This is a genomic window from Bacillus sp. B1-b2 (assembly GCF_009183415.1).
In the GTDB taxonomy this organism is placed as follows: Bacteria; Bacillota; Bacilli; order Bacillales; family Cytobacillaceae; genus Niallia.
In genome coordinates, this window is sequence record NZ_WEHU01000004.1 from 76,257 (window position 1) to 101,044 (window position 24,788).

Here is a 24,788-nt window from a genome sequence, read left to right on the forward strand (position 1 = left end):
CCTCCTTAGCCAATAGCTCTCCGCTTAGCCCACTGAACATCTGCTATGGTAAATGTTTTTATTCTGCTTTGATTTAACCTACCTTTTGGTTTTTGTTTGTATCCTTTTGTAACTTTATCATCAACAAATTGCTTAAACTCATACCTAAATCGTTCAGGTGAGAACTTTAACGCATGATTTCTACAATTAGCTGGTAGGAAATCTAATTGCTCAAATTCTTCCACTGCCTGCTTAATTGCTTGAGCTGTTTGTTCATAGAAGAAATATCCAGTTGGGTACTCTGACTCCTTGTAACCATTAACCGTTTCAAGAGAACCACCTTTTCCATATGCAATTACTGGTGTACCACATGCTTGTGCTTCTAAAGGAGTAATCCCAAAGTCTTCTTCTGCAGCAAAAATAAAGCCTTTTGCCCTTTGCATATGATCTTTTAAGACTTCAAAAGATTGATACCCCATTAAAGTGACATTAGCACCAGCTTTTGCTTTTATCTTCTTAAAATCAGGTCCGTCTCCAATTACAATTAACTGCTTCTCTGGCATTAGCGAAAAAGCTTCTACAATTTTATCTATCTTCTTATATGGAACCATCCTGGATGCAGTTAGATAAAAGTCTTCCTTTTCTCTATGGAAACTAAATCCCGATACATCTATTGGAGGATATACTGTTCTAGCCTCTCTCTTATATACCTTCCAAATCCTTTTCCCTATAAAATCAGAATTTGCCATAAAAAAATCTACACCATTCGCAGTCCGATAATCCCAATCGCGAATTCTATGTAGAAGAAATTTTGTTATATATCCTCTTATTCCTTTGTCCAAACCAGCCTCCTTCAAATATTGATGTTGAAGATCCCAAGCATATCGAATTGGAGAGTGTACATACGAAATGTGAAGCTGATCAGGACCTGTAATTACTCCTTTCGCTACAGCATGAGAACTAGAGATGATTAGATCATAACTTGATAAATCTAATTGTTCTATAGCTAATGGCATGAAAGGGAGGTATGTTCGATATTTACTTTTGGAAAATGGTAGCTTCTGAATAAAGGTTGTCTTAACTTCTTTATTCATGATAAATTTCCGATCTTTTTCTTCTAAATAATCTATCGTACTGAAAAGGTCCGCATCTGGATAAAGTTTGAGAATTTCCTCTAATACCTTTTCTGCTCCGCTATAGACAACTAGCCAGTCATGTATGATTGCTACTTTCAAGACTTCTTCCTCCTTAGTATTTAACGTTTTAAATAGGATTCATTTCATATCAAAAATACTACCATTTTTCAATACGATGCCTTTGCAGGGACACCTACAGCAGTTTTATTTGGAGGTATACTTGTTAATACTAGAGAAAGTGCTCCTATTTTAACATTATCAGAGATTCTAATTTCTCCTAAAATTTTTGCCCCTGTGCCAATAAATACGTTATTTCCTAATATCGGTGGTCCAAAACTTTTAGTGGGTGTATCTTTATAACCAATAGTTACCTGATGAAATATGGTTGAATTATCACCTATTTTAACTTTTGGATGAATAACAATCCCATTTCCTCCATGTGGTAGTCTTAAACCTCTCCCTAACATACAACTTGCTGGAATTTGAGCGTTATTAACAATTCTCACAAATATAACATCTAAAAATCTATATACGAGTGTAAGTAATTGTTTTATAAGCGGTGTTTTAACATGATAAAATATCCAATTCCCAAACCTATAAGTAAAAAGCAAACTAATAATCAATGGATCTTTCTTATTATTGACTTTTAAATCTGCTTTTAGTTCTTTGATCAACTTTTGCCCCCCTTTATTTTATACTATAGCAAGCAGCCAATTAGATCATCCTCAAATTAGCATCTGTTTTACTAAGAAACAGATACATCTTTAATTGAATTAGAATTTTTCCCCTTAATCCTATCATCGATAAACTGCTTAAAATCCTTTCGAAACCTTTCACTTGAAAAGTATAAAGAATGTTCTCTGCAATGAGCAGGTTTAATATAGATTTTTTCAAACTGGTTAACAGAATCTGCTATTGCTTCAGGAGTCTGCTCGTAAAAAAAGATTCCTGTAGGATTTATTGATTCATGGTATCCCTTGACTGTTTCACATGCCCCACCCTTTCCAAACGCAATAACAGGTGTGCCACAAGCTTGTGCCTCTAAAGGAACAATCCCAAAATCCTCTTCTGCCGCAAAGATAAATCCTTTTGCCCGTTGCATATGATCCTTTAATACTTCAAAAGGTTGGTATCCCATAATAACAACATTCGAACCCGCCTTTGCTTTAATTTTTTTAAAGTCTGGCCCATCCCCAATTACCACCAATTTCTTGTCTGGCATAAGTGAAAAAGCCTCCACAATGGTATCTATCTTTTTGTACGGTACCATCCGTGAGGCTGTTAAATAAAAATCTTCTTTATTTTCTCTCAATGTAAAAGCTGAAACATCTACCGGTGGATAGACCGTTTTTGCTTCCCTTCGATATGTTTTCCAAATTCTTCTTCCAATAAAATCAGATACACACATAAAAAAATCCACACCATTCGCTGTCCGATAATCCCAGTTTCGAACATTGTGTAGAATGTACCTTGTTATCCAACCTTTCAAGCCCTTATCAAGACCAGTTTCTTTTAAATACTGGTGTTGCAAATCCCAAGCATAGCGAATTGGTGAATAGACATATGAAATATGCAATTGATCTGGTCCAGTTATGACCCCTTTTGCAATGGCGTGAGAACTAGAAATGATTAAATCATATTTTGATAAATCCAGTTGCTCTATTGCTAAAGGCATGAGTGGAAGATAATTCCGATACTTACTCTTTGAAAAAGGTAACTTTTGAATGAAAGTTGTTATTACTTTTTTGTTTTGAATAAAGTGTCTATCCTTTTCTTCCAGATATTCTACTGTACTGTATAGATCTGCATTGGGGTAGAGATTGAGTAATTCTTCGAGCACTTTTTCCGCGCCGTTGTAAACAACTAACCAGTCGTGAATAATTGCAATTTTCAATGTTATAAGCCCTCCTTGCCATTATTTCTATATGCAGCTCACAAAATCTTGTTTAGATGAGGATTGTCAATTCGCTCTATTAGGCACGATACGCTTCACAGGCATTAAAATAATATTTTTTTCGCTCTTATTTAAAAATAAGAAATACATCATTAATAAGTAGATCAAACTAATTATAATAGCGAAAAGTAATATATCAGCAAGAGACGTAACTGTAATAAAAGTCTTTAGTAGGAATCCGACCAAACCTATAATGGCCATTGGAACAAAAAGTATGCCAACTTCTTTATAATAGCGCTTCATCTCTAAGCCAATTTTAAAATAATAAAAATTCATAACAATCGTATTTATCACTTTCCCAATAACTGTGCCTATTGCAACACCAATAATTCCAAATTTCATTGCAAGTGGAATGCTTAACAGCAAATTCAATAATGCTACTGCTAAATACAATTTTGATTGAAAGGAATGCAGATTTTTAGCTTGTAGTATTGAAGTTGCTAATACTTGAACAACAGGTATAAACCGCGAAGAGATAACCAATAGTACAATCCAGTATGCCATCGAGTAACTTTCTCCCGCCCAAATAATTATAAATTCATGGCCAACAAGGGCAAAACCTGTTAATACTAAAGCAGCGAGAATAAATTGTAATCTTGATAATTTAATGAATATATTAGTTAACTCATGATTACTGACATTATTTGTGACCATACGTACAATTTTAGGTAGAAAAAAACCACTTAATACCATAGTTAACTTAGAGTAGACATTATTTATTACTTCAGCTACATTATAAATGGCTACTGCTATAGAACTCACTAATGCTCCTAAAATAAACATGTCAGTTCTTGTATAGATAAAATCAGCCAAGCTAGCTACGAATACCCAGATAGAATAAGCAGTAATTTCCTTCAATAAGCGAAAATCAAATTTATATAATTTTATTTTCATTTTAAGTTTGGCAAAGCAGTAATATATATCTAACATGGAAAGAATAAAATTAACTATAGATATTGCAATTAACACTTCAATAGAAGAATACCCGAGAAACAGAACAGATAATGTAACCAGCGGATTCATAATAAATCGCAGTATGTTCATTATATTACTAAATATAAACTTCTCATGCGCTGTGATAGTTCCGCTAAATAACCTTAATGGAAACGATATCCCAAGATTTATTGCTACTATTATAAGCATTATTTTAAAGCTTCCTATTTCCTCCTCATTTAACCCATTCGAAAATATTATTTCTGCACCTGCAGAAATAATAAGCCCACATATTAAAGCAATCAATCCAATAATAGAATACAGTATCAAAAACATTGCATTGATATTATGATTTTCCTTTTCTTGATTTTTCTCTTTATATGAAGACACGTACTTAACTATGGCATTAGAAAAGCCAAAATCAAATAAGAATAGCATATTCATAACAGACAATGCTAACGAATAAAGTCCGTACTCAGATTGACCGAATAGTCTAAGCGTTATTGGTGTGAGCAATATTCCTGTTATTAAATTAATCAAGGTATTTACATAGGATAAAGCCACACCGAATTTAATCTGTTTACTCAAGTTTTACCCTCTTTTCTATGAAACAATTACAGAATTCATATTATGTTCGTCCCAACATTAGATGGTTAAACTTCACAATAACTTTGAGTTAACAAGATCATCTGAATTTACCATATCTCTATTGATATGTGTTAGAATTTCCCCATAATATTTTAATAATTCTTCATTATCGTATATGGAATTTTCACTTTCTAACATTTCCTCGATTGCAGAAAATATATTGTTATTATCTTCAATAAACCTTATATATGATAGCTGATTTATCCAATCGTACGTTCCCTTAACTTTATGATTATAGTTTTTTATTACTATACACGGTGTCCCTGTTATTGCTGCAAAGACCATACCGTGTAAGCGATCCGTAATCACTAACTTTGATTTTCTAAATTGAGTCCAAATTTTCTCCAATTCTCTACTTCGTTCTTTCTTGCTAATACGGTATGGAACTACCGTATCTGTTATGTCCACGTTGTACCTGTCAGAAACACTTTCAATTATTTTTTCTTTAAAGCTAGAATCAAGAGTACTCTCGACATCATCTCTTAGACAAACTAGGATTCCCTTTCTTTCTACAATTGGTTTGCTTTGCTCTAAATAAAGCACAATATCTGGTGTAAGCAGAACTGTATTATTCAAAAAAGAATGGTTCATTATTTCATAAGATTTCTTTTCTCTACCAACAATGGTCAAATACGGATGAGAATTATATATACTTTTAGTCTTAATAAATTCTGCTTTACCTCGTTCTGTATTTCCAAAATAAATAGTCTGTGGAAATATGATAATTTTGTTTTTCTGGAAATTCTTTATTATATTTCTTCTAAGTCTTTCCTCATCAAAATATTGAATACCGATATTTCCACCGCCCATAAGAGCTATTACATCATTTCCTTTTATTAGATTCTTTACTACATTTATCGATCTCTCTACTTCTACATCTCTAATTTCTATTAACTCATAATCCTTACAGCGGTCTTTTAAAAAAGTAATCATTGCAAATGCAATAGCTTGATCACCTAAATTCCCATGTCTTGGTGTTCCTATTAAGAAAATTTTTGGCTTATTACTTAATTTAATCTGATTTATTAAAGGAATTAATCTTATTGGATTCCAGAGGTACTTTTTTATTATTTCTTTCATTCTCTTCTTTTGAATCAAAAAAGAACTATCCGGTTCATTATGCCTCATTATTCTTATTCTCCCTTAACTTATTAATGAAATATTAACCTACTTCTCAGAATGAATATCGTGTAAAAACTTCCTTTAATTGAGCATTATAGCCGCTCGTATTTTGAATCGTTAATTTACTAGAGTACGATCTATTAAATTTAGTATCTCTTCATCAATAGATTGGTCAAATTTCCGTGCAAAAAGTTTAGAGGAGCTCAATAGTCTATCACAATCCTTCTTTCTAAAAATAGCTGGAAGTTCCGGGCCAGTCCAATCAATGTACTTTAAATTATCATTTATTACTTTCTCCCTAAAAGGAGAGTTCATAATAATGGTTTGAAAAAAGAATTCATCGGGAATATTAACATATTTAAAAAATTTATAGTATTGCGGATCCTCCTCTAGAAATTTACTAATATATTGCAAACAATCTTTTGACAAACACCACCATTGAGAACCTCCATAAAAGTTATAGTCAACTTTTGATCTAGGGATTTTTATCCTTCTGTTCACCTTATAGAGAAAGGTGGTCAATGCATTTGTATGTCTATTTCTAAGATTTAATTTATTTATATGAAAATATCTTAAACGATCATATCCACCATTTGGCCAACCATCATAAGGTAATTCAAAGTATTGAAGAAATTCTTTCCCACGATTTGCCTGAAGCTCATTTTTAATGTATGAAAGACTTTTAATTGGATAGTCTTGTCCACTTAATAAAAGTGCATAATCAAAATTTATATTCTCGTTTAAAAGTAATTCTATACATTCTAGTTCCACTTTAATTAAGCTAATATCTCCCCAATAACATTTATGTCTATTAATAAAATAAATATTTGATTTATGACGATACATTTCCCTTAATTCTATAAATTCTTCATTATCTCCAAATGCATCAAAGTGAATAACAAAAGTACTTGTATCTGAATCTAATTTATCTATTAATCTAGCTATTTGATTAACATTTTTATGTGCCATAATCAAAAATGCCAACTCCATTTTATGCCTCCATATACTCTTATTCTACTTTTTTAATTGATAAGGATTTATCACTAATAAAAAAAAGACCAATAACCTTTTGATATTGACCCGGTAGTAATTAATCTCTTTAAGTTGTTGAATACTGTCAATTGCTTTCCACTTATATCCACCATGTAAAAAAGCTATCGACCTTTCTACAATAGAATCAGCAGTTTTATTTTTTAACAACTTATTTTCTTGTTTTGTAAGCACACTTCTATAATTATTGTATATACCCATTAAGCCTTCTACTTTACTTGAAACATTATCGATTCTATGTTTGGTTTGTTGACCACTATGAATTCTACAATAACCTAATCTCTCGGGGATAAAGTATACGTTTGTCTTCTTTGCCCCTAATGTTAGAAACAAGATATAATCAGGCACGAGTCCTCCATATACTTGAAAATATCCTACCTCATCCAAAATACTTTTTCTGAATAATGTGTGCTGTAAAGAGAATATAGATGCGTTATTTCCAGCTTCTAATAGGAATACATCTTTATACATTCCTTCTGCCATTTTATCTCTCCCAGAATAAGTAGAAAACTCTTCAGATTGTTCTTTTAATACAACACCTGACTCATCCATAAAATAGTGATCAGTTGAGCAAAAATGGCAATCGACATTCTTTGAAAGTGCTTTAAATGTTTTTTCTAAGAAGGTATTTTCCCACTTATCATCGTCATCTAGCATAGCTACATATTCTCCAGTTGTTGAAGAGATTGCCTTCTGGCGGTTATTTAATTGCTTTAAGGGTGGATTATTAATAATATGTCTCATATGAATTTCTTTGTTTTTTTCTATATACTTCTCAAGTATTTTTGAAGTCTCTGGGTCTTGTCCATCTTCACTAATAACAATTTCATCGGGAAGAAGCGTCTGATTATAAACAGATTCTAATGCTTGGTCTAAGAAAAGCGCTCGTTTATGTGTGGTAATTGCAACACTTATGATTCCATCTCTTTTCATTAATTTCTTCCTTTCCTACATGCCATGAAGCAGAAAAGATCAATATGTAAGTATTCTTTTAGCATAATCAATCATATAAAAAAGGTTCTACTTCTTCTACTTTGCATTAGCTATAATATAGTTTTCCACTGTAGAAACTGTTCTTCTAATATCAAAATTATCTTTAAATCTTTGATAGCCGTTATTTGCTATAAGTTTGTATTTATGCTCATCTCTAATTAACTCATCTAATTTCTCAGCAAGTTGTTGATAATTTCCAGGTTCATAAATAATACCAGATATATTATCTTCTACTAGTTCTACAGGTCCACCGATTCCTGAAACAATAACAGGTATATTCGAAGCCATCCCCTCAATTATTACTCTTCCAAATGGCTCTTCTCTTATTGATGCATGTACTAATATATCAATATCTTTCAATAACTCTAGTACATTTTCTTGATGTCCAAGAAATTCAATATAATCACATTGATCTGCTAGCTCCATTAATTCTTGCTTATACTGCAACTCCTCTTTTTTCTTAAATAACACATCTCCAATAATAAGAAATTGGATAAAGGGATATTTAGGATGCAGTAATTTAGCTGCCTTAATAAAGATTTCTTGACCTTTCCATTTCGCTATTTGACCTATAATAGCAATCTTATACTCTTTCACTTATTCCTCTCTCCTCCATTGGATAAATTCCATTATAAACAATTTTCACTTTTTCTGATTCTTTAAATTGCTTTGATACTGCTTTAGAAATACAAATGATGTTATCTGCAAAACGAGAAAATCCAATAAACAGTTTTCGGTTCAATCCACCATCTAAAATATCTCTAACATGCCAGATCACTTTTTTATTTGTTAACTTACCAACGATTAATCCAATGAAATGTGCTTTCATAGAATTGCAATATATCACTTTTGCTTTGCTCTTCATGACATAATGAAATAATTTCACCATGGGCAAAATCAGATATATAATAGAAAAAAGTTGAGAAATACTTTTTTTGTCTCTATTATATTTAAGTACTTTCTCTGAGAACGGAATAATATGAACTTCAACTCCATCAATGCTAGCAACCCTTTCAATAAGAGGTCCGTCTTCAAAACATATTAATACTGGTTGAAATCTATCTTTATTAATATAGATTAATAGATCTATTAAGCTTCTCTCACCTCCACCTATAACAGAAGTGTGATCAAGAAAAAGAACCTTTATCTTTTTTTCTGGTATCATTCTATTGCCTCCTTACCTTGCTATCCATCCATTACTGTTCCACTGAAAAAGGCAGTGACTTTCTCCACCAATTTAAAGTTTCAACCAAACTCTCTTGAAAAGAAATTTGCGGTTTCCAATTAAATTCCTCTTTAATCTTTGTATAATCACCTACTATTTCTTGCACTTCTGAAATTCGAAATCTGGAGGAATCAACATTTACCTTTATAGGTACCGTTGATAATTGAATAAGATCATCTAGAATAGTTGAAATTTTTCTAGATACTCCTGAAGCAATATTATATACCCCGTTCTCTACTTCATTTTCTGCTATTAACACATATGCACGAACTATGTCTCTTACATCTGTAAAATCTCTTTCTGCTCCCAAGTAGCCCACTTTAATTGTACTACCGCTAATCCCCGCTTCTATTTTGGCAATTTCAGATGCAAAGTCACTAATGACAAACCCCTCTTTTTGGCCAGGTCCAAAATGGTTAAAGGGTCTTAAATGAATATGATTAAGTTTGTACTTTTTAGCCAACTGTTGAGTTACTTCAAATGCTGTCAGTTTGCTAATTGCGTACGGATTCTGTGGAAGACAAGATGTTGTTTCCTTTAAATAATAATTATCTTTGGCAGACAATCCATATTCTTCACTAGAACCAATCGTAATTAATTTAGCATGTGGTGAGTATTTTGCTATTGCCTCAACTAAATGGACTGTTCCAATAATGTTTGTTGTAAGTGTATCAGCAGGATATTCCCATGAAGCACTCACACTACTTTGGGCAGCCAAATGAATAATAACCTCAGGAGAAATGGAGACTAGTGCCTTTTCGATACCTGTCATGTCCATAATATTTAAATGGACATATTTTTTATGAGCATATTTCTCCATTTCAAAAAATTGATTTCTTACCCCTATGTAAACATCGTGGTTTCTATTAATTAATTCTCTTTCCAAATGTCTCCCAACAAATCCATTTCCTCCTGTAACTAAGATTCGCATGTTTACACCTCAGCAAGTATAGTCTTTTCTCCTTTAGCACGTTTTATATCAGCATCTACCATCATGATGATTAGTTGTTCAAGATTGGTTTTTGGCTCCCACTTTAATTTATTTCTTGCTTTTGCTGGATTGCCTAATAGTAAATCAACTTCAGCTGGACGATAGAAGAGCGGATCAATTACTACATAGTCCATATAATTGAGACCAACATGATTAAAAGCGATTTCACACATGTCGCGAACGGTAGTGGTTTGTCCGGTTGCTACTACATAATCATCTCCATGTTCTTGCTGAAGCATTAACCACATAGCCTCCACATAATCACCAGCAAATCCCCAATCTCGTCTTGCATCAATGTTACCTAACCGCAATTCACTTTGCATTCCAAGTTTAATTCTTGCCACAGCATCAGTGACTTTTCGAGTTACGAACTCAATTCCTCTTAACGGTGATTCATGATTGAAAAGAATGCCACTAGACGTATGCATACCAAAACTTTCTCGATAATTTACTGTGATCCAGTGACCGTACAGCTTAGCAACCCCATAAGGACTTCTTGGATAAAATGGAGTATCTTCTGATTGTATTGGATCTTGGACTAAACCAAACATCTCACTAGTGGAAGCTTGATAAAAACGAATAGAAGGATCAGTTAATCTAATTGCTTCTAAGATACTTACAACTCCTACCCCTGTAATGTTTGCTGTTAGTATCGGTTGTTCCCAGGAAGTTGCTACAAAACTCTGTGCAGCAAGATTATAAACCTCTGTTGCATTTGATGTTTTAATTGCTCTAATTATTGAGGAAACGTCATTCATATCTCCCTCTATTAAGTTCACTTCATTTCTAATATTTAAATAATCTAATCTCCATTGTGTATACGTACTTCGTCTCGCAATTAGTCCGTAAACGTTATACCCCTTACTTAATAACAATTTCGCTAAGTATGCTCCATCTTGGCCTGTTATACCTGTAATTAATGCAGATTTCATTTATTTTCCTCCTAAGGATAGTGTAAAAATTAAAATTCATAAAAAAAACAATAATTCTACTTAGAATTATTGTTAAAGGCTTGCTTTATATAGAATTGAGTATTTTAATCCTTTCTTCCCATGTACATCTATCAAGAACCCAATTTTTACCATTATAACCAATTGTTTTTCTTATGTTTTCATTATCTATTAAATACACTATCTTTTCTGCTATCTCTTCGGGATGATTTGGGTTCACCAAGTAACCAGTTTCTTCATTTATTATAGCATCAGGTATCCCTCCACTATTCCCTCCTATTACTGGAACCCCATAATAATTTGCTTCAAGAAATACAATCCCATAACCTTCAACATCTCCGATACTACCGATTTGTCTACTTGCCATTATGAAAATATCTGCTGTTTGGTACCACCCAATTAATTCCTCATCCGATACCTCACCTGTAAATAATACTACTTCCTCAAGTTCTAGTTCTTTTACCATATTTTTCAATGTTTCCTTATATGGTCCTTTCCCACAAATAACATAGACCACATTCGGATTATCTTCTATCATCATTTTTAATGCATGTATGACATTATCATGGCCTTTTCTCTCATGTAATCTCGCAACTGTCAAAATTACTTTTGTATCTGTATTAATATTGTATTTCCTTCTAATATTTATTACCTCACTAGGTTGTTCATCAGGAAGTTTAAAACCCGGACTGATAATCTTAATTCTTTGTTCCTCAATCCCTAAAGAAGTAATAATGTTTTTTGTATAATTACTAATAGTAATGATATTACTAGCCCTTTTCAATATCCCTTGCAATAATACTCTTTTATAAAAGGTATTTTTAGCATGTAAAATATCTAGTCCATATAAATAAGGATAATACTCTATTTTCTTACCTAGAAAGAAGCCCAACAAACCAATTGGTAATGCATTCCCAAAATGAATTTCTTCAATTTTATGCTCTCTTACTATTCTCTTTATTTCATAATACAAAGGAATAAGTTTAAATAATTGCTTCGTAAAATGAATTCCACTCGATATATTCGTTCGATAAATTTTGAAGTTTTGCTTGTTATCAAATGCTTCATTTGCATCCTTATCTCCTTTAGAAGATGTCAATACATATGTTTCGGTAGGATCCAAATTTGATACAAGTCCATATAAATAATTTTGTATCCCTCCTATCATGGGAGGAAAATCTACTGATACAAATAATCTTCTACTCATAACTACCTCTCTTTACACAGAAAAATAAAATGCATACATTTTAGAAATCCTTACAGGTTAACTTATTATCTCTTGAAGGTATTTTTGAGAAACATTGACCCAACTATTTTCTTGAGCAATTAATCTTCCCTCCGTTGAAAATTGTTTTTGCAGATTTTCATCTTGTAATATTTTATTCATTGCATTTGCAAGCTCTCTTTCATTATTTGGATCTTCAAGTACTATTCCAGCTTGTTTATTTGTATTCCTGAGTAAAGAAGAAACTCCAGCTTCCTTTGTAGTTATAACAGCTGTTCCTGATGCCATTGCCTCTAAAACTACTAATGAAAATGGATCATATCTTGTTGGAAATACGAATATATCGACTTGACTCATTAAATAAGCAACATCTTTTCTGTATCCAATGAAATGAATCCTATCATTCAATCCAAAGTCTTCTGCCATCTTTGGATAGATGCTTCCTTCTTTTTTTCCGGCGACAACTAAATGTACATTTGGTACGTACAATAAGGATTTAATCACAGTATCTAAGTTCTTTCTTGTTGATTTAATATCCCCTGCAAAAAGAATTATTTTTCCTTTCAATATATTATTTTGGACAATCAACCCTACCTTTTTTTGAGGCGTAAATTCAGTTATATCTACTCCATTATTGATTACCTTTATCTTGTTTTCAGGTAAACCACTGCTTAAGAGCTCCTGTTTCACTTTATTAGAGACAGCAACCACTTTCTCAGTATCTTTAAAAGATTTTCTTTCTAGTTTTGCATTAAGAAGGCTGTATATATATTGGTAGAATGTTTTGAGATTTTTTGTTTCCCTGAACGGATGGTAAGCCGAATTTAGCCAGGATGAATGTACAAAATGTACAATATTCATATCACTCTTTTTCCAAGTGATAAAACCATTTACAAGCAAAAAGTCATATTTTTCCTTTTTTAACGTAATCGTACTTAATAAAGCAAAAAGTTGATATTTTAGTAGATTAGTGGGCAAGTAATTCGTTTTTATTTCTATCCATTCCACCTTATGATTCTTCAATAAAACTTCATCAATTTCTGTCGAGATAATGAGTACAGAGTCACCATTTTGCAATGCGGTTTGAACTATTTCATAATTAACTCTTCCCTGCCCATCTCCCTTTATTAATTTATGCGTTACTATACATATTCTCAATACACTCAACCCCAATAACTTATTTCGAATTTATCTCGTTTGCCTCATTTACAAACGATAAGGAAAGCATAAACCAAATTAGAAGGCCACCTACACCTGGAATACTATTAAATCCCAATAAACTGACTAATAAAGCTACGATGATTGCTGTTCCTAACTGATAGTATTTATGGTGATTTTTGGGGTTTGATAATTTTTGCTTAAGTATCTTAAAGATCAGAAATAATCCATAGAAAAATAGAATGCCACCAACCCAGCCAAACGTGAAGAAAATATTAAGTATTCCATTATCAAATGTTCCATTTTCGCCCAAACTACCATTATTCCCTACCTTTGTACTTACTCCACTAGCACCGAACCCATGACCTATAGGGTTTTTTAGTATATTTTTAGCCATTTCCATTGTAAATTGTAAGCGTGCATTAAATGAATTATCTTCTTCTAAATTTCCTAGTGTAGAAAAACGCTCACTTATATCATTCCCTCCAGGTATCATAGTAATAACATTTAGAAGAACTATTACGACCATGGTAACTAAAGAAATATATTTTATTTTCTTTATCGTACTTGTTGAAAAAAGTATATAAACAATTATTCCGACAATAGAAAAAATCCAAGAGGATCTAACCAATGAGATTGCTAATGCAGATAAAACAATAAAAACACCAAACCATCCAAATGCTCCTCTCCAGCGCCTTTCTAATATCATTGGAATTACTGCAATAGAAAGAAAAAGGGCAAATGGTCCAGGAGAATTTAAAGTAGAAAAAATACGAAAGCTCATTGGTTCTGCAAGACCAATTGAATTCATTTGTACGTTCTCCATCCATAACTTATCCCATGGAGGCAAATAAAAATATTGAATCCATCCATATACTGAGATAATTACTGCTATATTGGATAAGCTAGAAACCCAAAAATCTCTTTTTTGCAATTCTGTTTTCGTTAACGTTAGACTATAAATCATTACCAAAGCAGGGACCACATAGTTAGCCATTTCATATATAGCAGCCGCTTTATTGAATAGAACTCCCAATATTAAGGCATATATAAAAGAACATAGAAAGCAATATAAAATCCTTTTATGTTCTTTATTAAATACCATTTTCTTATGCATTAATGAAAATAAAATGGTTGATGTTACAAGTAATGGCCCAACACTTAGTAATGAGACTGACTGGAATTCCCCTACCATCCAATCGCTTATTCTTCTTATTCCTGGCATAAGCGCCCATAAACTTAATATATAGACCAATAACATCCTTGATCTAAAATATGATAAGAGCACCCCTATAAGAGTGAATGCTAATAGTAAAATCATTTGAAAAAGATATACTTTATTTAGTTTCGGAGTGATATAACCAATTACAAACATGGAGGACAACATCATTATCATCAGTAAATAAAAATTTTTTCTTATTTTAATAGGATATCCTATTAGTCTATTCAACTCATTTTCACCTTCAATCAAAACATCACTATTCACCTTATCTACCGAAGACTCGTATTACATTTAGCTAAAGAGTCAACCTTGTTTTTATATTTATCAAGTACTTTTGGAAGACATTTTTATTTTTACTTGCTAATCTAATAACTTGCAATAAACCAGGTTTTTCTGATGTTCCGATAATTAGGGACCACAAGATAAAAGTTATCTTTCTTATTCTAGTATCAAAAAACTCTTTGAGAATAAGTGTTTCATTATACACTGAGAAATAATAAGCATCTTTATTAAAAATATTTCTTTGATCTGAATCAAACCTATCTGCTGGATAATGATTGACTGAGACGGAAGGATCATAGATTAACCTCCATCCTTTTTTCTTTACACTTAAACTAAATGCTAAATCATTATGTACTTGTGCCCCATTTCCTAATAATCGCTCATCAAACTTTAGCCCTTTTATTGCTTCACTCCTATAGCTCATATTTGCTCCCTTTAGCACTTCTACATCTCGTGGATTACCATAGCCTAAATGGTGATTGCCAACTACCTTTCCATACCAAAGTACCTTACCTACAACGTCTTTTTCTCCTTCTTCCCTTGTAGTTCCATGATAGACCCAATCACGACCGCCTACTCCACCTACTTCAATAGATTGTTTGAATATCTCAATAATTCTTTTCAACCAGTCAGTATGTGGAATTGTATCATCATCTAATATGCATAAATACTCCCCTAGCGCTGATTGTAACCCCTTATTTAAAGCTGCAACCTGCCCTGGCATCGTTACAAAGACTGTTTTAATGGTTAGTGATGAGGAGAAGCCTTTAATAAAATTTTTAGTTTCTATATCAGTATCTCTTACAACCACTATCACTTCATCAGGTCTTATCATCTGTCTCTCTAATCCAATTAAGCATCTTCTGAGATCACCGGTTCGTTTAAAGGTTGGAATAATGACTGATGTTTCCAATTCATTCCCTCCACTAGTACATTAATAAGCATCCTTTGAGCCAAATAAAACAAGAACTGTTTTAAGTATTAGCTTTATATCTATCCATATATTCCGTTGGCAAATGTATTTTAAATCTAGTTCAACCCATTCCTCAAAACTAATATTACTTCTTCCACTTACCTGCCAGTAACAGGTTATTCCCGGAACAACCATTAGCCTTTGCATTTCATAAGAACTATAAGCCTCTACCTCTTGCGGAAGAGGCGGTCTCGGTCCTACTAAACTCATGTCCCCTTTTAAAACATTAATAAGTTGAGGAAGCTCATCTATGCTAGTCTTGCGGATAAATTTCCCGATTCTTGTTATTCTTGGATCTTGTTTCATTTTAAAAACAGGACCACTTGCTTCATTCTTCTCCAATAGAGCAGCCTTAAGTTCTTCCGCATTGGAGACCATAGATCGGAACTTATACATACTAAAAGTTTTCCCGTTCTTTCCAATTCTCGTTTGTTTAAAAAAGATAAATCCATTTCTGTCTTCTAACTTTATTAAAATTCCAATAATTAAGAATAAGAATGAAAGTACAACTAACCCTAACAGAGAGCCAATAATATCAAGGGTTCTCTTAAAAAAAATATATGTCTTATGTTCTTTAACAACCAATTCTTCGGATATTACATTTATATCTCTTACTATTGTTTTTCCTTCCACTGCCAACTACCTCCACAAGACTTTCTATCCATTACTAAAATAGTGAAATCTAGTTGTGCCATTATATTAACTTTCTTACCTTTTCATTTACATTAGGGCGGCCTATCGAGTAATACTCAATGTCACTATCTCTCATTAATTCTAATGAGAAACAATTTCTACCATCGATTACGATAGGATCTTTCATTTTATGAAATAGGCTTACATCCATAAGTTTTATCTCATCCCATTCCGTTAATATGAGAACTACATCACAAGGTTGTATTGCCTCGACTATAGAATCTACATATACAACTTTAGGAGGTAATAACTCTTTTGCATTCTCCATTGCTATTGGATCATATGCATAAACCTCTGCTCCACCTTCAAGAAGATCTTTCACTATACGTAATGAGGGAGCCTCTCTCATATCATCTGTATTCGGTTTAAAGGCTAATCCTAAAATTCCAATTTTCAATCCTTTCACATTGGGATAAACTTGTCTTAACTTATCCATTAGTAAAACCTGTTGTTTTTTATTAACATTCACTACCCCTTTCAATAATTCGAAGTCGTAGTAAACATTTCCAGCTATTTGGATTAATGCCTTTGTATCTTTCGGAAAACAAGAACCACCATATCCAATGCCGGCTTTTAGGAATTGAGATCCTATTCTTGTATCTAATCCCATACCAATAGCAACCTCTTCAATATTGGCTTGAACTCTTTCACAAATATTAGATATTTCATTGATAAAACTGATTTTTGTTGCAAGAAAAGCATTAGAAGCATACTTAATCATTTCTGCACTTTCAATAGACGTTTTAAAAACAGGAATACCAAAAGGCTCATTAACTTTCTCCATTATGCTTGCAGCTTTTTCATTATCTGTCCCTATTACGATTCGGTCTCCATGGAAGGAATCATAGATTGCTGTCCCTTCTTTTAGGAATTCCGGATTCGATACAATTTCCACCTGTACATCATGAATCAAGTTTTGGAGAATGATTTCTTTTATCTTTCTATTTGTACCTACTGGAACTGTACTTTTCGTCACTACGATCGTATTTCTCACTATATTTTCTGCAATGGAGTATGCCACTTCTTCAATATATTTCAGATTTGCTGATCCATCTTCATTTTCTGGTGTACCTACAGCAATATAAATAAGATCAGCTTTCAAGAAAGCTTCATGATGATTTGTTGTGAATAACAACCGATTATTATCAAGATTTTCCTTCATTAATTCACTTAGACCTGGTTCGTAAATAGGAGAGATACCTGATTTCATTTTCTCTACTTTTTCTTTATCAATATCCACACAGGTTACTGAATGACCTATCTGCGAAAGACTAACACCTGTAACAAGTCCTACATAGCCCGTACCAACAACTGTTATATTCAATGAAAATCCTCCTTATAATAAGAGATAATTATTGTTCTACCGGCTGTTGCATGAGTTCTCTTAGAATCTGTTGTACTTCTGTGCCGATTTTTTCATTTTTCAGGGCGAATTCAACAGTTGTTCGAATAAACCCTAACACTTCACCTACATCATGACGCTTACCCTCAAAGTCATAAGCAAATACTCTTTGATATTTATTCATTTGTTGAATGGCATCTGTTAACTGAATTTCACCACCAGATCCAACGGCTTGATTCTCTAAGAAAGAGAAAATCTCCGGTGTGAAAATATAGCGTCCCATTATCGCTAGGTTAGAAGGTGCTTCACCTTGCTTAGGCTTCTCAACAAAATTACTAACCTGATATCTTCGACCTTCTATTGATATTGGATCAACAATTCCATATCTTGATGTATCTTCATCTGGAACTGTTTGTACCCCAATTATTGACGCTTTGGTTTCGTCATATTGATCTATTAGCTGCCTTAAACATGGAGTATTACTCTCCACTATGTCATCTCCAAGTAGTACAGCAAATGGCTCATTTCCTATGAATTTTCGAGCACACCAAACTGCATGACCCAGCCCCTTTGGCTCTTTTTGTCTAATATAGTGGATATTAGCTAGATTAGAAGAATATTGGACTTTGTCTAACAAATCAAATTTCCCTTTATCCGCAAGATTTCTTTCTAACTCAGAGGAAGAATCAAAATGATCCTCTATCGCTCTTTTTCCCTTACCTGTTACAATAATAATTTCTTCAATACCTGAAGCAACTGCCTCTTCTACGATGTATTGAATGGTTGGTTTGTCTACTATTGGTAGCATTTCTTTTGGTAATGCTTTTGTAGCAGGCAAAAATCTAGTTCCTAGACCCGCTGCTGGTATAATTGCTTTTTTTATTTTTTTCATCTGCTTCTTCCTCTCCTTTATAAATAATTAGAGGGTATCTCAAAAATATCAATTTCTTGTTTTTGAGATATCCCCTAATTATTTTTATAAATAAAATGAAATGAGGCATTGAACCTCCCCTCACATTATACTTTTGCAGACTAGCGCTAAGGTAACAGGCAATTGTTACCCACAGTATAACCGAGTGCCTCCATTGATAATGGTTAGGAGACATCACCAAGAATTCTTTATTAAGAACAACTAAAGTAAACTTAAACCAACATGGTTAGTTGACTGATAGTATTAAAATATTCCTAATATCCTTTTTTCGATCTTTATTGGTGTATTAATATCAATTGTTTTATTTTCTAAGATACGACTTGCATTATTCTGCAAAGCTAAGACATAATCTTCCCCATAATGTTTACTAATATATTTATATGCCTTAGCTAGCAATAGTCCTTTTTCACTATGTGCATTCGTAGCAACCAAATGAACGTATCTTTGACGTATAAGCTGATTAGCAAGTTTTTGGATTTTCAGACCATTCTTTCCCAAAATGCTTGCTGCAGATATTTGAACTAATACTCCCAATCCCAATAAATTATATAATGTATCCGGATTACTAAGTAGGAATGAATTTGTTTCTGGGTGCGATAAAATAATTTGATAACCTCTAATATGATAGTTAAAAATTATTTTGGTTAACTGAGGAGGAATTTCACTTGATTCTAATTTCATTAATATGTGGGTATTTCCTATATAACATGAGTTATCATATTCCATCTTTATAAAACCATTTGTAATAACTATTTCGGGCCTTAATTGAATTTCCATGCTAATTCCAACTTCGTTGAGTTTCTCTTTTAATCCTCCTATTTGGACTAATCTACTCTTCCTTTCTTCTTCCTTAACCAAAGGTAAAGGAAGAATTATCGTATGAATTCCTTGTTCATAAGACTTCTTCGCCATCCAATAACTTTTTTCATAGGAGGTATCATTTTGTTGTTCATCAGAAAAAAGAATACAATTTATATCAATCAAAAGGAACACTCCTTATTATCAAAACCTGCAATATCAGTTCTTATTAAAGAACGTTTGGACAAAACTAAAAAATAGTCTAGTAATATAAATACTTTATCCAAGATGAACATGTGGCTATCTGAATAACATTTTTCTATTTTTACTTTTATTTCTAGATATTCTTTCATCATTAAGAGCAACTCCTACAAAATATGCATTTGTATTTGAAAGCATATCTCTTGTCAATTCAACTGTCTCTAAATCACTCTTATTACTTCTTACAACCATTAATACTCCATCACAAATATTAGACAAGATCAATGAATCAGCTACTGAAACAACAGCAGGAGTATCAAAAATAATAATATCATATATATTTTCTAGATTACTCAACAGCTGTTCCATTGAAGGTGATCCTAATAGTTCTGACGGATTAGGTGGGATTGGGCCACTAAGAAGTAACTCTAGATTTTCTATATGAGATTTTCTTACACAATCTTCTATTTCAGACTTTTCCACTAATATTGTACTTAATCCTATATTATTATTTTGTTCAAAGGTATAGTGTAATGTAGGTCTCCGGAAATTTGTATCAATCAGCAGAACCTTTTTCCCTACTTCTGCAAATGTTATTGCTAGATTTGCAGAAACAGTAGATTTTCCTTCTTGTTCCTCTCCTGAAACAATTACTAATGATTTTATATTATTTTCATTAATTGATAATTGAATCGTTGCTCGGATCGTATGATATTGCTCCCTAATAGGAGAATTTGGTTTTAAATGAGAGAGTAGATTGCTTTCGTTCTCCTGTTTAGAATTCCGTTTTAGTAGTGGCGACATTTATAGAGCTCCTTTCCGTTCTAAGTGATTCCATAAATGAATGTGGAAGACGATCTTTATCGGAAATACTTGCTAAGTTTCCTACTACTTTAATATTTAAACGTTCTAAATCTGCTTTTGATTTTACTGTAGTATCTAGAAATTCAAAGAGGAGGACTAATCCAACTCCTATAATTGCACCTAAAGCAATAGCAATACCTATATTGACCACTATATTAGGACTTATAGAATTGGTATTAACCTTTGCATCATTCATTACTTGTACATTATTTACTTTCATCAAGCTTGGTAATTTTTCTAAAAATGTCTGTACTGTAGTATTCGTAATAGCAGCAGCTCTTTCCGGATTTGTGTCCTTTGTTGTAATAGTTATTACTTGAGTAGAGTCTAATTTTGATACATTTATTTGTCCACTTAAAGCTTCTGCAGAAATTGGCAACTCTAATTTCTCTACAACATCATTTAAAATTACTGGATTTCGCATAATTACAATATATGTATCAATAAGGTCCATATTAGACCTAATATCCAAATCACTTACATCCCCTATTTCAGCCATAGTCTTTGCCACAAGTAACTGAGAGCTAGTTTGGTATACAGGTTCTACTGTATAATAAGTAAATAATCCACTAATAGCCCCTGTTCCTAATGAAACTAAGATTATTAATAATAGTCGTTTCTTCAAAACTGTGAAAATCTCTTTAATCGATTTTATGCCTTCCAATTTTTTCCCTCCTCAAAAGTATTAGTATTATCAGCCATCTATATATTCTTTATAGAGAACGATTAACCCCTATGAATCTTTCAAATATTTAAGCTTCAATACTTTCTTCCTTTACTATATTATCTATTAAATAATCATCAAGCTTAATAAAATGACTTTCTGCATTCTTAATTTGTTTTGAAATATTTATATTGTTATCTTTCATACACGTCAGTATAACCTCTGGTTGTATGTCACCAATTTCTGTGACATTCACAAACTTTCCATTAAACCCCATATCATTCATAACATTCGTCATCTTATTGCTATAAACAATTGGAAACACCGGTATATTATATACCCATCCCAAAATCATAGAATGGAATCTAGTAGCAATAATAAAACAAGACTGTGCAATTAACAATAATGATTGCTCTATACTCTTCTTATAATAATGTGCTTTAATATCATTTTTATATTCTATTGGTATGAGATTCATAATATCTTTTATCGCTAAGTCATCTCCCTCAAATTGACAAAACGACATAAAGGTTACCGTATAACCCTTCTCAACAAAGAATATTGATAATTCACTAATCTTTTTATAGTAAATCTGACTATATCCCTCTAAACTTTTTCTGGACGGATTTATCACAGATATCAATATATTTTGTCCAACTAATTCTTTTTTATCTGTCTGTAACTGAAAGACAATATCATCCGCCATGCGAACATTATTCATATCTTCAAATAATTCGTAAGAATACTTTTCTCTAAAGCAAACATCTGTATAATTGCTAAAGATTTTTCTATGGCTATCATAATATTCACTTGTATAGTATGGTCCGAAATTTGCACCTAGTAGATAAAAAGGTTTAGAATTAATATACCTTTCTTTTGTTCGTTTATATTGCTTTTTCCAATTATCCCCTTGTACAAACAGAGAACCTCCTATGTGTACTACTGCATGACATATGCTACTTAACAGCTTTAAAGATATACAATCTATTTTAAATATTTTTCTAAACATAAAATTTATAGCTCTTATAAAAAAGGAGATTACTAGGAAAAACTTTTAAATTCTTATACTCTTTGAAAAGCTCTTTATAGTTTTTATTTGCATAGATATAAAATGTAATATGAGGATATCTTTCTATAAGTATTTTTAGAAATAAGTCATCTCCTAGATTAAATGTAAAAAAACCATGAACCATTACTCTTTTCAAATAATCACTCCTTTTATTAAACATGCTAACAAGTATCTTATACAACTAATTGCGATTTATTATAAAAGAAAACTAGATTGACCATATCGATATTTTATAAATAGAGAAGCTTGTCTAAATTGATGATTTTTTAATCCATTACTTTAAGAAGGGGTCAATTTTGTAATCTATAAAACTAGATTTCAAAAACTATTACCTGCTAAGTAACAGATCTTTTAATTCTTATTCAACTCAAACGTTCTCTATAACGTACAATTATCATAACACTATGTCATAGTGAACGTAAATATAATTTTAAAAAAATTTTCCAATTAATATTTACTAATTTCATCTTTGACTTTTATCTAACATTTCAAATGGCTGATGGAGTTATCTATTTACCTACTTAGTCGATGTTATTCTAGCTTTCAAGGATGATAACTCCTATCTGTATATTAGCTTTTCTTAGTTCTATACATAAATGCTTTGACGACATACCTCTCTAGAATTGAAGGGAATGAGCAATGCTTTGCTGGAATATTACTTTGTTGCTTTATTGTAGTAATAGGAATAGGATTACTAAACAGAGAGTAATTGCTAAATCCAATCCTTAGAAGTGTTCGATAAGATAGGAGGGAAATTATAATCTATTGGGGAATTAGCAAAGCTATATAAGCTTACCACTGAAGCCTTACGCTATTATGATAAAATTGATTTATTCAAGCCTACTTTTGTAGATTCTTAAAAACTATCGCTATTATAGCAACATGGTAATTATGTCGATTAAATATAATAGTGTATATTGGTACTCCTCTAAACCAAATAAAAGTAAAGAGACTTGGCAGACTATTACCCTAAATTTTCTTATCAGCATTTAAAGACAATAGAGTTTCTACTTAGGAATTTCACAAGAATGGGAAATAATTCTATTATCCCATTCTTGTGAAAAATCAAAGAGACGTACTATGACTATTTACTCCAGTACTATTTAACAAGTAAGTTCATTGCTTTCCTATGAAATAATGCATTCTAAGCATGAGATATGTAGGGAAGATTAAACTCATTTGAAACATTTTAAAAGCTGCTTTTTATGTTAAAGAGCAAAGCTAGAAATGATAAGCAAATTTACGAGACGAAATTCACTAATGAATTAGTATACGTTTTGCTGATTATTAAGGAGGATATTATGCATTATTTATACTTACTACTTGCTATTGTTGGTGAATTAATTGGTTCTTCTCTTTTAAAAGCATCAGAAGGATTTTCTAAGCTTTATCCAAGTGTTGGCGTAATTGTTGCCTTCACCTTTTCATTCTTCTTTTTATCCTTGTCTTTAAAAACCATTCCTTTGAACACAGCCTACGCTCTGTGGTCAGGATTAGGAATCATCGCAACGACCATCATCTCCGTTCTAATTTGGAAGAAAAAAATTAACGGTGCTAGTATTTTAGGGATTTTTTTAATTTTAGCTGGGGTTGTTATTTTAAACTTATTTGGTCCTGGTCATGGAGAAGTAGCAAGTAAAGAGGCTTCTGCACTGGAAGAGAAATAGACTGTCCCGCGGGACAGTCTATTTTAAATTGAATAAAATGATTGATCATTAAGTGTATTATTTCTTGATTTATGTCCACTACGAATAGCTTGATGTTTTGAATGTCTAAGGCTTTATTAGATACTCCATTTTATTAAGTTCATTTAACACTAATATTCTTCCTCTATACTTGAAATCATGCTTATTCTTCTTTCATGTCTGCCACCTTCAAAATCAGCATCTAACCATGATTTTACAATCATTTTTGCAAGTTCACTTCCTACTACTCTTCCACCAAGAGCTAATACATTTGTATTATTATGTTGCTTAGAAAGCTGTGCTGTGAACGGCTCACTACAAACGACTGCACGAATTCCCTTTACCTTGTTAGCTGCAATTGAGATTCCTACTCCTGTACCACAGATGAGAATGCCTGCTCTACGTTTCCAGCTAAAACGTCTTCTGCTACTTTTTTTCCATAGTCGGATAATCCTTGCAATCCCCTCCTTGTGGAAAATATTCGACTACTTCATGACCAAGGTCTCTTACATATGTAGCAATCTCTTCTCGTAAGATTTCTCCTCCATAATCACAACCTAATGCCATTTTCATTGGTGGAACCCCCTTTTAATCTCTTACTTTATATTATTATCACTATATAAATAGGTCTAAAATTACTATACAAGCTAATCCTACCACAAATGAGATAGTAGCAAGAACAGTATATGTTCCAACTGTT

The 24,788-nt window shown here is 32.3% G+C and carries 24 protein-coding genes and 1 pseudogene; 2 read left to right on the forward strand and 23 right to left on the reverse strand.

Translation table 11 applies throughout. The features are described from left to right. Positions 1-5: 5 nt before the first annotated feature. The 22 genes from F9279_RS05210 to F9279_RS05315 form a co-directional block, all read right to left on the reverse strand. The gene (locus F9279_RS05210; RefSeq protein ID WP_152111735.1) at positions 6-1,214 is read right to left on the reverse strand and encodes a glycosyltransferase family 4 protein; all 1,209 of its coding nucleotides are present in this window, start codon (positions 1,212-1,214) and stop codon (positions 6-8) included. A gap of 68 nt (positions 1,215-1,282) precedes the next feature. Then, entirely contained in the window at positions 1,283-1,789 is a 507-nt protein-coding gene (locus F9279_RS05215) for a serine O-acetyltransferase (RefSeq protein WP_152111736.1), read from the reverse strand. Positions 1,790-1,860: 71 nt separating this feature from the next. Further along, positions 1,861-3,009, reverse strand: a complete 1,149-nt coding sequence (locus tag F9279_RS05220; protein ID WP_152111737.1) for a glycosyltransferase family 4 protein — start codon at positions 3,007-3,009, stop codon at positions 1,861-1,863. Positions 3,010-3,075: 66 nt separating this feature from the next. After that, the gene (locus F9279_RS05225; RefSeq protein ID WP_152111738.1) at positions 3,076-4,590 is read right to left on the reverse strand and encodes an oligosaccharide flippase family protein; all 1,515 of its coding nucleotides are present in this window, start codon (positions 4,588-4,590) and stop codon (positions 3,076-3,078) included. Positions 4,591-4,662: 72 nt separating this feature from the next. Then, a complete protein-coding gene (locus F9279_RS05230; RefSeq protein WP_152111739.1) occupies positions 4,663-5,778 on the reverse strand; it encodes a polysaccharide pyruvyl transferase family protein in 1,116 nt (371 codons plus the stop codon). Positions 5,779-5,889: 111 nt separating this feature from the next. After that, on the reverse strand, positions 5,890-6,762 hold the full coding sequence (locus F9279_RS05235; protein WP_152111740.1) for a beta-1,6-N-acetylglucosaminyltransferase: 873 nt from the start codon (positions 6,760-6,762) through the stop codon (positions 5,890-5,892). A gap of 24 nt (positions 6,763-6,786) precedes the next feature. Further along, a complete protein-coding gene (locus F9279_RS05240) occupies positions 6,787-7,755 on the reverse strand; it encodes a glycosyltransferase family 2 protein (protein WP_152111741.1) in 969 nt (322 codons plus the stop codon). Between the two features lie 96 nt (positions 7,756-7,851). Continuing rightward, positions 7,852-8,412, reverse strand: a complete 561-nt coding sequence (locus F9279_RS05245) for a glycosyltransferase family 4 protein (RefSeq protein ID WP_152111742.1) — start codon at positions 8,410-8,412, stop codon at positions 7,852-7,854. After that, complete coding sequence (locus tag F9279_RS05250; RefSeq protein WP_152111743.1) at positions 8,399-8,980, reverse strand: glycosyltransferase; 582 nt, start codon at positions 8,978-8,980, stop codon at positions 8,399-8,401. The genes F9279_RS05245 and F9279_RS05250 overlap by 14 nt, the downstream gene beginning before the upstream one ends. A 31-nt stretch (positions 8,981-9,011) precedes the next feature. Continuing rightward, positions 9,012-9,971: a GDP-mannose 4,6-dehydratase gene (locus F9279_RS05255; protein WP_152111744.1), complete on the reverse strand. Its 960-nt coding sequence runs from the start codon at positions 9,969-9,971 to the stop codon at positions 9,012-9,014. Between the two features lie 2 nt (positions 9,972-9,973). Further along, positions 9,974-10,963, reverse strand: a complete 990-nt coding sequence (gmd, locus tag F9279_RS05260) for a GDP-mannose 4,6-dehydratase (RefSeq protein ID WP_152111745.1) — start codon at positions 10,961-10,963, stop codon at positions 9,974-9,976. 85 nt (positions 10,964-11,048) lie between these two features. Next, positions 11,049-12,188 carry a glycosyltransferase family 4 protein gene (locus F9279_RS05265; RefSeq protein ID WP_152111746.1) on the reverse strand — a complete coding sequence of 380 codons (1,140 nt, stop codon included), beginning with the start codon at positions 12,186-12,188 and terminating at the stop codon, positions 11,049-11,051. A gap of 57 nt (positions 12,189-12,245) precedes the next feature. Continuing rightward, a complete protein-coding gene (locus F9279_RS05270) occupies positions 12,246-13,364 on the reverse strand; it encodes a glycosyltransferase family 4 protein (protein ID WP_152111747.1) in 1,119 nt (372 codons plus the stop codon). Positions 13,365-13,383: 19 nt separating this feature from the next. After that, positions 13,384-14,625 carry an O-antigen ligase family protein gene (locus F9279_RS05275; RefSeq protein WP_226793261.1) on the reverse strand — a complete coding sequence of 414 codons (1,242 nt, stop codon included), beginning with the start codon at positions 14,623-14,625 and terminating at the stop codon, positions 13,384-13,386. Between the two features lie 256 nt (positions 14,626-14,881). After that, a complete protein-coding gene (locus F9279_RS05280; protein WP_152111749.1) occupies positions 14,882-15,781 on the reverse strand; it encodes a glycosyltransferase family 2 protein in 900 nt (299 codons plus the stop codon). 21 nt (positions 15,782-15,802) lie between these two features. Continuing rightward, complete coding sequence (locus F9279_RS05285; RefSeq protein ID WP_413463195.1) at positions 15,803-16,474, reverse strand: sugar transferase; 672 nt, start codon at positions 16,472-16,474, stop codon at positions 15,803-15,805. A 61-nt stretch (positions 16,475-16,535) separates the two neighbouring features. Continuing rightward, complete coding sequence (locus F9279_RS05290) at positions 16,536-17,858, reverse strand: UDP-glucose dehydrogenase family protein (protein WP_152111751.1); 1,323 nt, start codon at positions 17,856-17,858, stop codon at positions 16,536-16,538. A gap of 28 nt (positions 17,859-17,886) precedes the next feature. Next, a complete protein-coding gene (gene galU, locus F9279_RS05295) occupies positions 17,887-18,768 on the reverse strand; it encodes a UTP--glucose-1-phosphate uridylyltransferase GalU (RefSeq protein WP_152111752.1) in 882 nt (293 codons plus the stop codon). 282 nt (positions 18,769-19,050) lie between these two features. Further along, positions 19,051-19,791: a CpsB/CapC family capsule biosynthesis tyrosine phosphatase gene (locus F9279_RS05300; RefSeq protein WP_152111753.1), complete on the reverse strand. Its 741-nt coding sequence runs from the start codon at positions 19,789-19,791 to the stop codon at positions 19,051-19,053. 114 nt (positions 19,792-19,905) lie between these two features. Beyond that, positions 19,906-20,610: a CpsD/CapB family tyrosine-protein kinase gene (locus F9279_RS05305; RefSeq protein ID WP_152111754.1), complete on the reverse strand. Its 705-nt coding sequence runs from the start codon at positions 20,608-20,610 to the stop codon at positions 19,906-19,908. Continuing rightward, complete coding sequence (locus tag F9279_RS05310; protein ID WP_152111755.1) at positions 20,582-21,334, reverse strand: YveK family protein; 753 nt, start codon at positions 21,332-21,334, stop codon at positions 20,582-20,584. The genes F9279_RS05305 and F9279_RS05310 overlap by 29 nt, the downstream gene beginning before the upstream one ends. A gap of 88 nt (positions 21,335-21,422) precedes the next feature. After that, positions 21,423-22,343, reverse strand: a complete 921-nt coding sequence (locus F9279_RS05315; protein WP_152111756.1) for a polysaccharide pyruvyl transferase family protein — start codon at positions 22,341-22,343, stop codon at positions 21,423-21,425. Positions 22,344-23,167: 824 nt separating this feature from the next. Between F9279_RS05315 and F9279_RS25610 the strand changes: the two genes are divergently transcribed. Then, positions 23,168-23,263 (forward strand): MerR family DNA-binding transcriptional regulator, encoded by a 96-nt coding sequence (locus tag F9279_RS25610; RefSeq protein ID WP_226793302.1) that lies wholly within the window; start codon positions 23,168-23,170, stop codon positions 23,261-23,263. 441 nt (positions 23,264-23,704) lie between these two features. Next, complete coding sequence (locus F9279_RS05325; protein WP_152111757.1) at positions 23,705-24,070, forward strand: DMT family transporter; 366 nt, start codon at positions 23,705-23,707, stop codon at positions 24,068-24,070. Positions 24,071-24,219: 149 nt separating this feature from the next. Here F9279_RS05325 and rpiB read toward each other — a convergent pair. Next, positions 24,220-24,661 (reverse strand): annotated as a pseudogene (rpiB, locus tag F9279_RS05330) (ribose 5-phosphate isomerase B). Between the last annotated feature and the right edge of the window lie 127 nt (positions 24,662-24,788).

Bases quoted from the DNA above. Each gene is read 5' to 3' on its own strand.
- F9279_RS05315 (WP_152111756.1), bottom strand. From the start codon at position 22,343: ATGTTTAGAAAAATATTTAAAATAGATTGTATATCTTTAAAGCTGTTA.
- F9279_RS05235 (WP_152111740.1), bottom strand. From the start codon at position 6,762: ATGGAGTTGGCATTTTTGATTATGGCACATAAAAATGTTAATCAAATA.
- F9279_RS05255 (WP_152111744.1), bottom strand. From the start codon at position 9,971: ATGCGAATCTTAGTTACAGGAGGAAATGGATTTGTTGGGAGACATTTG.
- F9279_RS05240 (WP_152111741.1), bottom strand. From the start codon at position 7,755: ATGAAAAGAGATGGAATCATAAGTGTTGCAATTACCACACATAAACGA.
- F9279_RS05265 (WP_152111746.1), bottom strand. From the start codon at position 12,188: ATGAGTAGAAGATTATTTGTATCAGTAGATTTTCCTCCCATGATAGGA.
- galU (WP_152111752.1), bottom strand. From the start codon at position 18,768: ATGAAAAAAATAAAAAAAGCAATTATACCAGCAGCGGGTCTAGGAACT.
- F9279_RS05230 (WP_152111739.1), bottom strand. From the start codon at position 5,778: ATGAGGCATAATGAACCGGATAGTTCTTTTTTGATTCAAAAGAAGAGA.
- F9279_RS05325 (WP_152111757.1), top strand. From the start codon at position 23,705: ATGCATTATTTATACTTACTACTTGCTATTGTTGGTGAATTAATTGGT.
- F9279_RS05275 (WP_226793261.1), bottom strand. From the start codon at position 14,625: ATGTTATTGGTCTATATATTAAGTTTATGGGCGCTTATGCCAGGAATA.
- F9279_RS05250 (WP_152111743.1), bottom strand. From the start codon at position 8,980: ATGATACCAGAAAAAAAGATAAAGGTTCTTTTTCTTGATCACACTTCT.
- gmd (WP_152111745.1), bottom strand. From the start codon at position 10,963: ATGAAATCTGCATTAATTACAGGTATAACAGGCCAAGATGGAGCATAC.
- F9279_RS05305 (WP_152111754.1), bottom strand. From the start codon at position 20,610: ATGTCGCCACTACTAAAACGGAATTCTAAACAGGAGAACGAAAGCAAT.